This window comes from Streptomyces sp. NPDC001450 (genome assembly GCF_053597295.1).
Window position 1 is genome coordinate 1 of record NZ_JBSFHY010000045.1, and the last position, 13170, is coordinate 13170.

Here is a 13170-nt window from a genome sequence, read left to right on the forward strand (position 1 = left end):
CCTGGTGCGTGCAGCTGCAAGGCGGAGGAGGGAGGCGACGCGGAGCGTCGGCGAGTGACGACAACGCCGCAGATGTGCGTGCCAGGCCCCGCGGCGCCGGGATGATCCGAACGACACCCCCTAGGCGTCACCGGACGGCCGTGTGCTCCAGCCGCTCCTTGAGCAGCCGCTCGTTGCGCGGGAGTTCCTTGCGCAGCTGCGGCCGCACGACGAGGGGCAGCAGGACCTTGCCGATGCCCCGGCCCTCGAAGCCGAGATCCATGGTCACGCGGGTACGGCCCTCGGCGAGCGGGATGACCTCGCCGTGGACGCTGCCCCGGACGGGTCCGTCGATGCCGCGCATGCCCCAGGTGTGCGGCGGTTCGAACTCGGTGACCTCCATGGTCATCGGGACCTCCCGGCTGCCGACGTGCCGGATGACCCGGATGTGGGAGCCGGGGCCGAACGGGCCCTCGTCCAGTTGCTCGACCGAGACCGCGCTCGCCTGCCACTCGGGCAAATGGGAGGGGTCGCTGAGGTAGGCCCAGACATCACCGGGGCTCCGGTCGACGTCGATCTCCTCGTGGAAGGCGGACATGGCGCCCTCCTTTCCCTTGCGTCCGGTCCCTTATATGCGAAATCGTCCCACTCGGGCGTGCGTACGACCATCCCACGCCGACCATTCCCGCCGGGTACGACGACGGGCCCCGCCCTGCGTTCAGGACGAGGCCCGGAAGCCGTATCGCGCGTGGCTCAGGCCGAACCGACAAACACCACCATCAGCAGCCACACCACCGGAGCCGTCGGCAGCAGGGAGTCCAGGCGGTCCATGATGCCGCCGTGCCCGGGGAGCAAGGTGCCCATGTCCTTGATGCCCAGGTCACGCTTGATCATGGACTCGCCCAGGTCGCCCAGAGTGGCGCTGGCCGCGACCGCGAGGCCCAGCAGCAGGCCCTGCCACCAGCTGCCGCCGTCGATCAGGAACTGCATGCACAGCGCACCCGCGACCATGGCGAACAGCACCGCGCCGAGGAGGCCCTCACGGGTCTTGCCGGGGCTGATGCGCGGGGCGAGCTTGTGCTTGCCGAAGCGCCAGCCGACGGCGTACGCACCGGTGTCGCTGACGACTGTCAGGAGCAGGAAGGTCAGCACGCGCCAGGAGCCGTCGTCGGCGGTGAGCATCATCGCGACGAACGTCGCCAGGAACGGCACGTAGAACGCGGCGAAGACACCGGCCGTGACGTCCTTGAGATAGCCCTCCGGCGGCTCGGTCATGCGCCAGACCAGGACGGCCAGCGCCGTCAGGGCCATCGCGACCCAGGCACCCTCGGCACCCCGCACGTACCCGGCGACCACCATCGCCGCACCGCCCAGCGCGAGCGGCACGAGCGGCGCCTTGATGGCCTTGCGCTCCTGCAGCCTGCTGGTCAGCTCCCACAGACCCACGACCACGGCGACCGCGACCACACCGACGAACACGGCCTTGTAGATGAACAAGGACGCGATGATCACCACACCGAGCCCGACGCCGACCCCTATGGCGGCGCTCAGGTCGCGGCCCGCGCTCTTCTTCTGCGGCGCGGGCGCCGGCTGCGGGGCGTCGGGCATGGGCTCCGGATTCTGCGTCTCGTGTTCGAACGTGTTGCCTTGGAACGTGTGGCCTTGAAACGCGCTGTCTTGGAACGTCTCATCTCGGAACAGGGGGCCGTTCAGGTGAGCGGCCCCCCGGTCGTCGTCCTGGTCTCCGCCATACGCGGGTACGTCGGGCACGATGGGCATGGGGCGAGTGTGCTGCGCCTCAGGCGCATCGTACGCGGGACCCGCCGGGGCAGCCCCCTGGACAGGCCCACCCTCGGTGGGCCCCCAGTACCCGGCCTGCCCCGCCATCGGCGGCGCCCCCCAGGAAGAGTCGCTCATCAGACTTCGAGCAGCTCCGCTTCCTTGTGCTTCAGGAGCTCGTCCACCTGAGCGACGTACTTCGCGGTGGTGTCGTCCAGCTCCTTCTCGGCACGGCGGCCCTCGTCCTCGCCGACCTCGCCGTCCTTGATCAGCTTGTCGATGGCGTCCTTGGCCTTGCGGCGCACGGAACGGATCGAGACGCGGGAGTCCTCGGCCTTGGCCTTGGCCACCTTGATGTAGTCGCGGCGACGCTCCTCGGTGAGCTCCGGGAACACCACACGGATGATGTTGCCGTCGTTGCTCGGGTTGACGCCCAGGTCGGAGTCGCGGATCGCCTGCTCGATGTTGCGCAGGGCGCTCTTGTCGAACGGGGTCACGACCGCCATGCGCGGCTCCGGCACGGAGAACGAGGCCAGCTGGTTGATCGGCGTCAGCGCGCCGTAGTAGTCGGCCACGATCTTGTTGAACATCGCCGGGTGCGCACGGCCGGTGCGGATCGCGGCGAAGTCCTCCTTGGCGACCACGACGGCCTTCTCCATCTTCTCCTCGGCCTCGAGGAGGGTCTCTTCGATCACCACTTGCTCCTGCGTGTCTTGAGTAAGGCCCGGCTGCGGTTCCTCGTCGGGGCGGCGGCCGGCTGCGTCGCGTCTTCTTCCTGCACGGTTCCCGACCGGCAGGACATTGTCCATCCCCCGGCCAGGGTGCGTCCCGTCCGTCCCCCGGACAGGTGTCGTACCCCGGGTGACGGGGGTGTGCCGGTCAGGCCCGGCTGCCCTGATCACTCACCAGCGTGCCGATCTTCTCACCCTTGACGGCCCGCGCGATATTGCCCTCCGCGAGCAGCTCGAACACGAGGATCGGCAGCTTGTTGTCGCGGCACAGCGTGATGGCGGTGGCGTCGGCGACTTTGAGGTCGCGGGTGATGACCTCGCCGTAGCCGAGGGCGTCGAACTTGACGGCGTCGGGGTTGCTCTTGGGGTCGGAGTCGTAGACCCCGTCCACACCGTTCTTGCCCATGAGCAGCGCCTCGGCGTCGATCTCCAGGGCGCGCTGGGCGGCGGTTGTGTCGGTGGAGAAGTACGGCATGCCCATACCGGCGCCGAAGATGACCACGCGGCCCTTCTCCAGGTGGCGCACGGCGCGCAGCGGGATGTACGGCTCGGCGACCTGGCCCATCGTGATGGCGGTCTGCACCCTGCTGTCGATGCCCTCCTTCTCCAGGAAGTCCTGGAGGGCGAGGCAGTTCATCACGGTGCCGAGCATGCCCATGTAGTCGGAGCGGGCGCGGTCCATACCGCGCTGCTGCAGTTCGGCGCCCCGGAAGAAGTTGCCGCCGCCGATGACGACCGCGATCTCGGCGCCGTCGCGGACGACCGCGGCGATCTCGCGGGCGATCTTGTGCACCACGTCCGGGTCCACGCCCAGGCCCCCGCCACCGGAGAAGGCCTCTCCGGACAGCTTCAGCAGAAACCGCCCGCGTACTTTGCCGTCGTCGCTCTTCTGGGCCTTGGTGGTCATGGAGATCCCGCCTCTTTCACGTGTTGCACATACGAAGAAGGCCATTGCCGGTGGGGTCGCTTTTCGCTCCCATGCGCGGCAATGGCCTCCTCGTCAGATCTGCTGCCGTCCGCCACGTGCCTGGGTGTGGCGGTGTGCGCGGACGACTGCTGTCGACCCTATCGAGAATTCTCCTCGGGTCGCGCGTCGATCGCGGTACGGACTCAGATGCCGACCTTGATGCGCGTGAAGCGCTTCAGGGTGACACCGGCCTCGTCCAGCACCTTCTGGACCGACTTCTTGTTGTCGAGCGCGTACGGCTGGCCGAGCAGCGTGGCGTCCTTGAAGAAGCCGTTGACGCGACCCTCGACGATCTTGGCGATCGCGGCCTCGGGCTTGCCCTCGGCGCGGGTGGTCTCCTCGGCGATGCGGCGCTCGGACTCGACGACCTCGGCCGGGACGTCCTCCTGGGAGAGGTACTTCGGCGCGAAGGCGGCGATGTGCTGGGCGATGCCCTTGGCGACCTCGGCGTTCGGCTTGTCCAGCTCGACCAGGACACCGATCTGCGGGGGCAGGTCGGGCATGGTGCGGTGCATGTAGGCGAGCACGAAGCCGTCGGCGAACTGCGCGAAGCGGTCCAGGACGATCTTCTCGCCGAGGTTGGCGTTGGCCTCGTCCACGAACGCCTGGACGGTCTTGCCGGCCTCGATCTCGGAGGCGAGCAGGGCCTCGAGGTCGGCCGGGGAGGTCTTGGCGACGTGCCCGGCGATCGCCGTGGCGACGGCCTGGAACTTGTCGCCCTTGGCGACGAAGTCCGTCTCGCACTTCAGCTCGACGAGGACGCCGGAGGAGTTGTCGTCGGCGATGATGGAGACCACGGCGCCGTTCTCGGCGGAGCGGCCCTCGCGCTTGGCGACGCCCTTCTGGCCCTTGATACGCAGCGCCTCGACGGCCTTCTCGACGTTGCCCTCGGCCTCGTCCAGCGCCTTCTTGCAGTCCATCATGCCGGCGCCGGTGAGCTCACGGAGCTTCTTGACGTCGGCGGCGGTGTAGTTCGCCATGAGTCTGTGAGTCTTTCTCGAAGTCTTGGGAGATCGGAGATCGGTACGGTCTGCGGTCCACATGTGAGCGCGGATCGCGGACTACGCGCCGACCTACGGGTGAACAGCGGGGGCGGACTTCACCGCGCCGGAGGCGCTGTTGGTTGCAGTGCCGCCCCCGCCGTCAACGCTGACGTCAGGCCTGCTCGCCCTCGGCGGCCTTCTCGGCCTCGGCGGGAGCAGCCTCGGCGGCCGGAGCCTCGACAGCCGGAGCCTCGACAGCCGGAGCCTCGGCGGCCGGAGCCTCGTCCTTCTTCTCACCCTCGAGCAGGTCGCGCTCCCACTCGGCGAGCGGCTCGCCCGCGGCCTTCTCGCCCTTCTCGCCGGTGGCGACGCGAGAGCGGGAGATGAGGCCCTCGGCGACGGCGTCGGCGATCACGCGGGTGAGCAGGGTGACGGAGCGGATCGCGTCGTCGTTGCCCGGGATCTTGTAGTCGACCTCGTCGGGGTCGCAGTTGGTGTCGAGGATGGCGACGACCGGGATGTTGAGCTTCCGGGCCTCGCCGACCGCGATGTGCTCCTTCTTGGTGTCCACGATCCAGACGGCGCTGGGCACCTTCTGCATCTCGCGGATACCACCGAGGGTCTTCTCCAGCTTGGCCTTCTCGCGGGAGAGGACCAGGAGCTCCTTCTTGGTCAGACCGGAGGACGCGACGTCCTCGAAGTCGATCTGCTCGAGCTCCTTGAGGCGCTGCAGACGCTTGTAGACGGTCGAGAAGTTGGTGAGCATGCCGCCCAGCCAGCGCTGGTTGACGTAGGGCATGCCGACGCGGGTGGCCTGCTCGGCGATGGCCTCCTGCGCCTGCTTCTTCGTGCCGACGAACATGACCGTGCCGCCGTGGGCCACGGTCTCCTTGACGAACTCGTAGGCGCGGTCGATGTACGACAGCGACTGGAGCAGGTCGATGATGTAGATGCCGTTGCGCTCGGTGAAGATGAAGCGCTTCATCTTCGGGTTCCAGCGACGGGTCTGGTGACCGAAGTGGACGCCGCTCTCCAGCAGCTCCCGCATCGTGACGACGGCCATGGCCGTATCTCCTTGAAATTCTCGGTTGTGCCGCGGATGCCGGACGGCTCCCGCGCCTGACGCCCACCTGCGCCGTGCCACGAAGGACCGAGGAGCGCTGACACCGGCTTGTGATCACCAGGTGTCGGGGCGTGCGAAGTCGACCCGGTGACCCGGATCGCCAGAAGAAGTGTACGGGACCGTGGGGGCACCGGGTGACGCCGCTCTCCACAACCGGGGAGTAGTCCACAGATCCCGGCCATGATCGGCGGGGGTGCGGGAGGGTCTTCGCATGCGACGAGTGATGCGATGCGTGGGCGTGTGGGCGGGATTGCTGCTGGCCTCGGCGGCGACGGCGCCGACTCCCCCGGCCTGGGCCTCCCTGCCCCCACCTGCCCGAGAGGAACGGGTTCCGGCCATCGCCCGCGCCTGGCCGGTGGGCCTCCGCCCACTGGTGCTACGGGGCTGGCAGCCCCCGGCGACGGCGTACGGCCCCGGCCACCGGGGCGTGGACCTGGCCGCATCACCCGGCGCCCCGGTACGCGCGGTGGCGGCCGGCCGGGTGACCTTCGCGGGCCGCGTGGCCGGGCGTGGCGTGGTGTCGATCCGACTGACGGGCACGAACCTGCGCACGACGTACGAGCCGGTCAGCCCCTCGGTGCGGAAGGGGGACGCGGTGGAAGCGGCCGAGGTGGTGGGCACGGTCGAGGCAACAGGCTCCCACTGCTCGGGCACGTGCGTGCACTGGGGCCTGCTGAGAGACGAGACGTACCTGGACCCTTTGTCCTTGCTGCCGCCGTGGCTGCTGCACAGGGGGCCGTCGAGGCTGCTACCGGTGCTGGGAGTGCCTGCGTAGCTGCGGGCCGGTGGGGGCTTGGTCGCGCCCACGCGGCGGAGCCGCATATCGATACAGCCCCGCGCCCCTGGGGAGTTGCGGTGCGGTCGGCTGCGTCGGCGCCGCAGCCACGCAGCCGCAGACAGCAACCCACCCTCTCCCAGCGACAGCCGACCTCAGCCCTGCACACCCCGCAGCGCCATGGCCACCGCAGCGTCCGTCACCACAGAGGGATCCTCGGCGGCACCGAGCTCGATCCGCCGCACAGCCGCATCCACAATCCCCTGCAGCAGCATCGCCGCCAGCCGGGGCTGCCCGTGCCCCATCTCCCCCAACGCCTCGACGACCATGGCGACCAGCCCGCCGTGCGCGGCCCGGATCTTCTCCCGCGCCCCCGCGTCCAGCTCACTCGCCGAGATCGCCACCACAGCCCGGTGCCGCCGGTCCCCGACCAGCGCCAGCTGCTGGCGCACATACGCCTCGACCTTGCCCTCGGCCGACGCCGCACGCTCCATCGCCGCCGCGACCTCCGCCGCCCACACGGGGAAGTCGACCTCGCACAGCTCCTCGACCACGGCGGCCCGCGAGCGGAAGTACTCGTACACGGACGACCGCGCCAGCCCCGTCCGCTCGGCGAGGGCCGGGAAGGTCAGCGCCTCCGTCCCGCCCTCGGACAGCAGGGACCGCGCCGCGTCCAGCAGGGCGGCTCGCTGCATCGACCGGTGCTCGGCCACGGAGGCCGCTCGAATCCTTGGCACGTCAACCACTTTACGGACACCCCACCCCGGAAGGGAGGACTCAGCGCCCGAAGCTCGCCAGCTTGGCCCGCAGTTGCAGCACCGACTTGGTGTGGATCTGGCTGACCCGGCTCTCGGTGACGCCGAGCACATTGCCGATCTCGGCGAGGGTGAGCCCCTCGTAGTAGTAGAGCGTGACGACGGTCTTCTCCCGCTCGGGCAGCGTGTTGATCGCCCGCGCCAGGAACCGCCGCAGCTCCCGGTCCTCGGCCACCTCCACCGGATTGTCGGCGGCGGTGTCCTCCAGCGTGTCCATGAGGCTGAGCCGGTCCCCGCCCTCGCCTCCGACGTGCAGCAGCTCTTCCAGGGCGACCACGTTGGCCAGCGACAACTGGCTGAACACGGCATGGAGTTCGTCGACCTCCATGCCCAGCTCGGTGGCGACCTCCCCTTCCGTCGGTGTCCGCCGCAGCCGCGCCTCCAGGGTGGCGTAGGCCCGCTCGACGTTCCGCGCCTTCTGCCGGACGGACCGGGGGATCCAGTCCAGCGCCCGCAGCTCGTCGATCATCGCGCCCCGGATCCGGGTGATCGCGTACGTCTCGAACTTGATCTCCCGGTCGATGTCGAACTTCTCGATCGCGTCGATCAGCCCGAACACCCCGGAGGAGACGAAGTCGGCCTGCTCCACGTTGGGCGGCAGGCCGACGCTCACCCGGCCGGCCACGTACTTGACGAGCGGCGAGTAGTGCAGGATCAGCTGCTCCCGCAGCCGGTCGTCCCCCGTCTCCTTGTACGACCGCCACAACTCGTCGAGCGTCGAGGGAGCGGGCGGTCGCACGCTGCCACCGTCGCGGGCGGCCGCGGGGATCGCCGTCCGGTCGGACCCGGAGGTGTGCTGGGGCATTCGTCGCCTTGTGCCGTTCTGCCGTACCTGGGTGAGCTGTCGGTCTGATGTCGAGTTGGCGCGGTCTGCGCCCGGGCTTTCGTGAGCGTAGCGTGACTGAGGAGTCGCGGTGCGCGAACACTGAGGGTCCACCCCTGCGCGGTCCCCTTCCGGTGTCCGTACCACCGCACTCCGCAGCTCGCTCTGCGTGACCGGGCAAAGGGGTCAACTCCGGGAAATCCCAAGGGCTTAGGGGATTCCCCCGGACGGCCGAACCCCCTCCGTCAGCACGGACCGTGACAGCTCCGGGCCGAGATCATCGCCTGGCGTGTCAACTTCCAGCCGTCGCCGTGTCGTTCGACGTAACCAAGTGCTCGGAGTTCGTACAGCCTCGCGATCGCGTCGTCCGGCGTGGTGCGCGCGCCGCACGCGATCTCCCCGACAGGGGCCGCACGGCTTCCGGGCAGGGCGGCGAGGACGGCCCGGGCGGCCGGTTCCAGCAGGTCACGCGGGAGTACGGGGCCTCTCCGGGGCGGGGCCAGCTCACCGATGTCGCCCACGAGCTCGACGACGTCCGCGGCGTCGGTGACCAGGACGCCCTCGCCGCGCAGCAGTTCGTGCACGCCGGCGGAGAGCCCGCTGGTGACGGGCCCGGGCACGCCCATGGTGAACCTCCCGAGGCGGGCGGCGGCCCGGGCCGTGACCAGCGAACCGCTGCGGCAGGCGGCCTCCACGACGACGGTGCCCCTGGTGAGCGCCGCGATCACTCTGTTCCGCAGGATGAACCGGCTCGGAGTGGGGTGATCACCGGGAGGCAACTCCCCGACCACCAGACCCTGTTCCGCGATTCTGTTGATCAGGGCGGTGTGGCCGCGGGGGTAGGGCCGGTCGACGCCGCAGGCCAGGACGGCGACGGTGGCTCCGCCGGCGGCGAGGGTGCCGCGGTGGGCGGCTCCGTCGATCCCGTACGCACCGCCCGACACGACGACCCAGCCCCGCTCGGCCAGACCCGAGGCGAGGGTGGCCGCGACATGGGCGCCGTACTCGGTGCAGGCGCGTGCCCCCACGACGGCCACGGACCTGAGCGCCCACATCCGCAGGCCGGCCCGCCCCCGCACCCACAGCCCCGTCGGCCGCCCGTCCCCGAGGTCATCGAGCTGTCCGGGCCACTCCACGTCCCCCGGACAGACGAACCGCACCCCGGCAGCCCGCGCCACCTGGAGATCCCGCTCCGGCTCGGCCCGCCGGGCCCGTCCGACCAGCCCGCCCCACCGAGTCCCGCTCACCCCTGGCAACGGCTCCCCGCCATCCCGCAACCGCCGCACCACCTCCCCCGCCCCGAACTCCCGCAACCACCGCCCACCGACCTCGTCCCCGGGCTCGATGACCCGAGCGAGAAAGACCCGGTCGAGCAGCTCCCCGTTCGGGTCGGGTCCTGGGGTCATGTCAGGGCCCCGAGGGCCATGGGCACGCCCCGCGGCACTCCGGTGCGCAGTTGCAGGGCGAGGCAGACGTCGGCGGCGTCCGGGCGGTCGTGGCCGACGAGGTCCGCGACCGTCCAGGCGACGCGCAGCACCCGGTCGATCCCGCGGGCGGTGAGCACGCCCCGCTCGAGGTTGCGTTCGGCCTCGTCCATCGCGCCGGCGGCGGCATGGAAGCGGCTGCGCAGCTCCCGTCCGGGCACCTCGCTGTTGGTGCGCCAGGGGGTTCCGGCGAGCCGGACTGCCGCCCGCTCGCGGGCTGACCTGACCCGGTCGGCGACGGTCGCGGTGGACTCGCCCCGGGCGCCGGGTTCGGTGAGCTGGGCGCGGGTGACCGGGTCGACCTCGACCCGCAGGTCGACCCGGTCCAGCAGCGGGCCGGACAGCCGGGCCTGGTAGCGGCGGATCGCCGACGGCGGGCAGTCGCACAGGGAGTCCCGTTGCGAGAAGCGTCCGCAGGGGCAGGGGTTGGCGGCCAGGACCATGAGGAACCTCGCCGGGAACCGGACCACGCCGGCACTGCGCGCGATCACCACGTGTCCGGACTCCAGGGGCTGTCGCAGGGCGTCCAGCGTCTGGCTGTGGAACTCGGGTGCCTCGTCGAGGAACAGCACGCCCCGGTGGGCGAGGGAGACCGCACCGGGCCGTGCGATGCCCGGGCCGCCGCCGACGAGTGACTGCATGGTGGCCGAGTGGTGCGGGGCGCAGTAGGGCGCGGCGTCGATGAGCGGCTTGCCGGGTGGCAGCAGCCCGGCCACCGAGTGGACCGCGGTGACCTCCAGCGACTCGTCGCGGGTGAGCCGGGGAAGCACGGCGGGCAGGCGCTCGGCCAGCATGGTCTTGCCCGCGCCCGGCGGGCCCTCGAGGAACAGATGGTGCCCTCCGGCCGCGGCGACTTCCACGGCCGTACGCGCCGAGGTCTGGCCCACGACATCGGCCAGGTCGTGGTCCTGTTCGTGCTGTGCGGCACCGACGCCGTGCATGCCTGTGGCGGCGCCCGTGCCCGGCACCCGGAGGCCGGCCAGCAGGGGGTCCGGGCGTTTCTGGTCGTCCGGCTGTTCCTCGGGCACGGGCTCGTCGGTGAGCACGGCGATCAGCTGCCGCAGGCTGCGGATGCCGAGCACCGACACGCCGGGAACGAGCGAGGCCTCGGCGGCGGCGCACTCCGGTACGACCACCTGTTCGTAGCCCGCGTCGGCGGCCGCGAGGACCGCGGGGAGGATGCCCCGCACCGGCCGCACCCGGCCGTCCAGTCCGAGTTCTCCGATCATGACGATGTCGGCGAGGACCCGTGGGTCGATGCGCTCGGCGGCGCCGAGCACCGCGCAGGCGACGGCCAGGTCGAAGCCGGAGCCGGCCTTGGGCACGGACGCCGGGCTGAGTCCGACGGTGAGCTTCTTCTGCGGCCACTCACCGCCCGAGTTCGCCACGGCCGCCCGAACCCGGTCCCTGCTCTCCGTCAGGCTCTTGTCCGGGAGGCCCACCAGGGTGAAGGCGGCCACTCCGGGTTCCAGGTCGGCCTGGACCTCGACGACCACGCCCTCGACACCGACCAGGGCCACGGAGCACGTACGGGCGAATCCCATCTCAGGCCACCCCCCGCGCGTGCTCGACGGACGGGGCGCCCCGGCGGGGCAGGAGGACGCCGATCAGGTCGATGCGGACGCCTCCGGGCGGGGCTCCTCCGTGGGCCTGGATCCAGCGTTCGGCCAGGGTCAGCAGCCGTTGTGCCTTCTCGGGTGTGACGGCGGCCATCGGGTGCTGGAAAGCGCCGCCCCTGCGCGTCTTCACCTCGCAGACGACCAGCGTGCTCCCGTCCCGGGCCACGATGTCGATCTCGCCGGACCGTCCGCAGCGCCAGTTGCGCTCCAGGATCGTCATCCCGGCCTCGGCCAGCCGCCGTGCGGCCAGATCCTCGCCGTACCTGCCGAGTCCACTGCGTGCCTTGCTCATGTCGGCACCACCTCCGGCGCCAACCGTCACGCATCCCGCCCGGAGAAGTGGATCTTGGTGGATTACTCAGCGGTTGTGGAAAACTCCCTCACCCGCCCGGGAGCTCCAGGTCACTCTTGTTCAGCTCCTCAATGTTCACGTCCTTGAACGTGAGGACGCGAACCTGCTTCACGAAACGGGCCGGCCGATACATGTCCCAGACCCAGGCGTCCGCCATCGACACCTCGAAGAACACCTCGCCCTGGACCGAGTGCACCTGCATCTCGTAGTCGTTGGTGAGGTAGAAGCGCCGCTCGGTCTCGATCACGTATTTGAACAGACCGACGACGTCTCGGTACTCCCGGTAGAGCTTCAGCTCCATCTCGGTCTCGTACTTCTCGAGGTCCTCGGCGCTCATGGCATGTTCCCCTTCAGCCGTGCGGTCCCACCATTGTGCGCCAGTCCGACGAGCCTTCAGACGATTTCCGTGTCAAGGGTCACGGGCCTGGCCGGGGGACCTTCGTCGAGCAGCGTGCGCAGCAGCTCGGCGAGTCTGGTCGGATACACCGTCTCACGTGCCCGGGTCAGTTCCTGACACGTCCACCAGCGCGCTCCGGCGACGCTGCGCCGCTCAAGATCCGTCAGTCCCTGGGCTTCGGTCTCCGTCTGGGTCGTACGGGCCAGGTAGTACCACTCGTCCTGGTCCCAGCGGCGGCCCGCGAACGGGAAGGAGCACCGCCGACGCCACAGAACGGGACCGAGTTCGACTTCGGTGATGCCGGTCTCCTCGGCGAGTTCCCTGAGCGCCGCCTCCTCGCGCGTCTCGGTGCCCTCCAGGCCGCCGCCGGGGGTGAACCACCAGTCGTCGGCCGGGTCCTCCGGCTCGTGGCCGTGCAGCAGGAGGACGCGGTCCTGGGGGTCGAGCAGGACCACCCGGGCGACCTTGCGCAGACCGCCCTCGTAGGTGTCCTCGTCCGTCCGCGTGGTCTCAGCGGGCACTGGCGGGCTCCGCGCCGGTACGGCTGCGGGAGCGGCCCAGCCGCTTGGCGATGGGGCCGTAGGCGCCGCCGCCGAGCACCAGGACGGCGCCGGCGACGATCATGAGTTCGATGGTCCGGAGCGGGCCCGGCTGGGAGAGGGTGCCCAGCGTCTCGAAGCCGGTGGGGCGCTTGAGCATGCCCTTCATGGGCCAGACGACGGCGTCGACGCGGGCGGCGACCGCGTCCCGGGACACGGTGCCCTTGGCGGCGTCGGTGAGGTGGGCGGTGGAGTCCAGGGAGCCCTGGCGTTCGTCGCCGAGGAGGAAGAGCCGGCCCTTGGGGACGGTCACGGTCGGGAAGTTCTGGATCTCGGCCAGGCTGCCTGCGGGCAGGTAGGGCTCGTCGATCTGCTTGCCGTTGACGGTGAGCTTGCCGTTCGTGCAGCAGGAGACGGTGTCGCCGCCGACCGCGACGACCCGCTTGACCACGTTGGCGTTGGTGACCCAGCTCTTGTCGCGGAAGACGACCACGTCACCGCGCCGGACGTCGGTGCCGTCGACGCGCTGGGCCAGCACCCGGTCGCCGATGGCGATCGTCGGGCTCATCGAGCTGGTGGGCACGGTGTACGGCCGGTAGACCAGCGCCGCCCAGCCGAAGCCGGCCAGGAACAGCACCAGGCCCAGTGCCATGGCCACCCCGGACAGCCGGTTCCCGATCCGGCTGCCGCCGGCCTGTGCCGTGCCTGCGCCCGCGCTGCGCGGGGCCGTACGCGTCGTGCTCTCGCCACCCATGGACCCGCACCCTACCCGGCAGTACCGAGCAGGGGCAGCCCCTCTTTCGC

The 13170-nt window shown here is 70.6% G+C and carries 15 protein-coding genes; 1 reads left to right on the plus strand and 14 read right to left on the minus strand.

The genetic code is table 11. The features are described from left to right. Positions 1–127: 127 nt before the first annotated feature. The 6 genes from ACWC5O_RS36840 to rpsB form a co-directional block, all read right to left on the minus strand. The gene (locus tag ACWC5O_RS36840; protein WP_450591008.1) at positions 128–577 is read right to left on the minus strand and encodes an SRPBCC family protein; all 450 of its coding nucleotides are present in this window, start codon (positions 575–577) and stop codon (positions 128–130) included. Between the two features lie 155 nt (positions 578–732). Beyond that, complete coding sequence (locus tag ACWC5O_RS36845) at positions 733–1896, minus strand: phosphatidate cytidylyltransferase (protein ID WP_450591007.1); 1164 nt, start codon at positions 1894–1896, stop codon at positions 733–735. Continuing rightward, complete coding sequence (gene frr / locus ACWC5O_RS36850) at positions 1896–2453, minus strand: ribosome recycling factor (RefSeq protein WP_450591006.1); 558 nt, start codon at positions 2451–2453, stop codon at positions 1896–1898. The genes ACWC5O_RS36845 and frr overlap by 1 nt, the downstream gene beginning before the upstream one ends. A gap of 184 nt (positions 2454–2637) precedes the next feature. Then, a complete protein-coding gene (gene pyrH / locus ACWC5O_RS36855) occupies positions 2638–3396 on the minus strand; it encodes a UMP kinase (RefSeq protein ID WP_450591005.1) in 759 nt (252 codons plus the stop codon). 203 nt (positions 3397–3599) lie between these two features. Next, entirely contained in the window at positions 3600–4436 is an 837-nt protein-coding gene (gene tsf / locus ACWC5O_RS36860; RefSeq protein WP_450591003.1) for a translation elongation factor Ts, read from the minus strand. Positions 4437–4611: 175 nt separating this feature from the next. Further along, on the minus strand, positions 4612–5502 hold the full coding sequence (gene rpsB / locus ACWC5O_RS36865) for a 30S ribosomal protein S2 (protein ID WP_450591002.1): 891 nt from the start codon (positions 5500–5502) through the stop codon (positions 4612–4614). A 271-nt stretch (positions 5503–5773) separates the two neighbouring features. On the opposite strand from rpsB, the gene ACWC5O_RS36870 reads away from it, so the two are divergent. Further along, positions 5774–6337, plus strand: coding sequence for a murein hydrolase activator EnvC family protein (locus ACWC5O_RS36870; protein ID WP_450591000.1), 564 nt, complete (start codon positions 5774–5776; stop codon positions 6335–6337). Between the two features lie 155 nt (positions 6338–6492). Here ACWC5O_RS36870 and ACWC5O_RS36875 read toward each other — a convergent pair whose 3' ends face one another. The 8 genes from ACWC5O_RS36875 to lepB all read right to left on the minus strand — a co-directional run bounded on the left by ACWC5O_RS36875 (position 6493) and on the right by lepB (position 13120). Beyond that, a complete protein-coding gene (locus ACWC5O_RS36875; RefSeq protein WP_450591012.1) occupies positions 6493–7050 on the minus strand; it encodes a TetR/AcrR family transcriptional regulator in 558 nt (185 codons plus the stop codon). A gap of 64 nt (positions 7051–7114) precedes the next feature. Next, complete coding sequence (gene whiG, locus ACWC5O_RS36880) at positions 7115–7957, minus strand: RNA polymerase sigma factor WhiG (RefSeq protein ID WP_145883421.1); 843 nt, start codon at positions 7955–7957, stop codon at positions 7115–7117. 263 nt (positions 7958–8220) lie between these two features. Next, positions 8221–9381 carry a DNA-processing protein DprA gene (gene dprA, locus ACWC5O_RS36885; RefSeq protein ID WP_450590999.1) on the minus strand — a complete coding sequence of 387 codons (1161 nt, stop codon included), beginning with the start codon at positions 9379–9381 and terminating at the stop codon, positions 8221–8223. After that, positions 9378–11003: a YifB family Mg chelatase-like AAA ATPase gene (locus tag ACWC5O_RS36890; protein ID WP_450590998.1), complete on the minus strand. Its 1626-nt coding sequence runs from the start codon at positions 11001–11003 to the stop codon at positions 9378–9380. The genes dprA and ACWC5O_RS36890 overlap by 4 nt, the downstream gene beginning before the upstream one ends. A gap of 1 nt (position 11004) precedes the next feature. After that, positions 11005–11400: a YraN family protein gene (locus ACWC5O_RS36895; RefSeq protein ID WP_450590997.1), complete on the minus strand. Its 396-nt coding sequence runs from the start codon at positions 11398–11400 to the stop codon at positions 11005–11007. A 58-nt stretch (positions 11401–11458) separates the two neighbouring features. Beyond that, complete coding sequence (locus ACWC5O_RS36900; protein ID WP_003965949.1) at positions 11459–11767, minus strand: DUF2469 domain-containing protein; 309 nt, start codon at positions 11765–11767, stop codon at positions 11459–11461. Positions 11768–11823: 56 nt separating this feature from the next. After that, complete coding sequence (locus ACWC5O_RS36905; RefSeq protein WP_450590996.1) at positions 11824–12348, minus strand: NUDIX hydrolase; 525 nt, start codon at positions 12346–12348, stop codon at positions 11824–11826. Further along, positions 12338–13120 carry a signal peptidase I gene (gene lepB / locus ACWC5O_RS36910; RefSeq protein WP_450590995.1) on the minus strand — a complete coding sequence of 261 codons (783 nt, stop codon included), beginning with the start codon at positions 13118–13120 and terminating at the stop codon, positions 12338–12340. Before lepB ends, ACWC5O_RS36905 begins: the two co-directional genes overlap by 11 nt. Positions 13121–13170 lie beyond the last annotated feature (50 nt).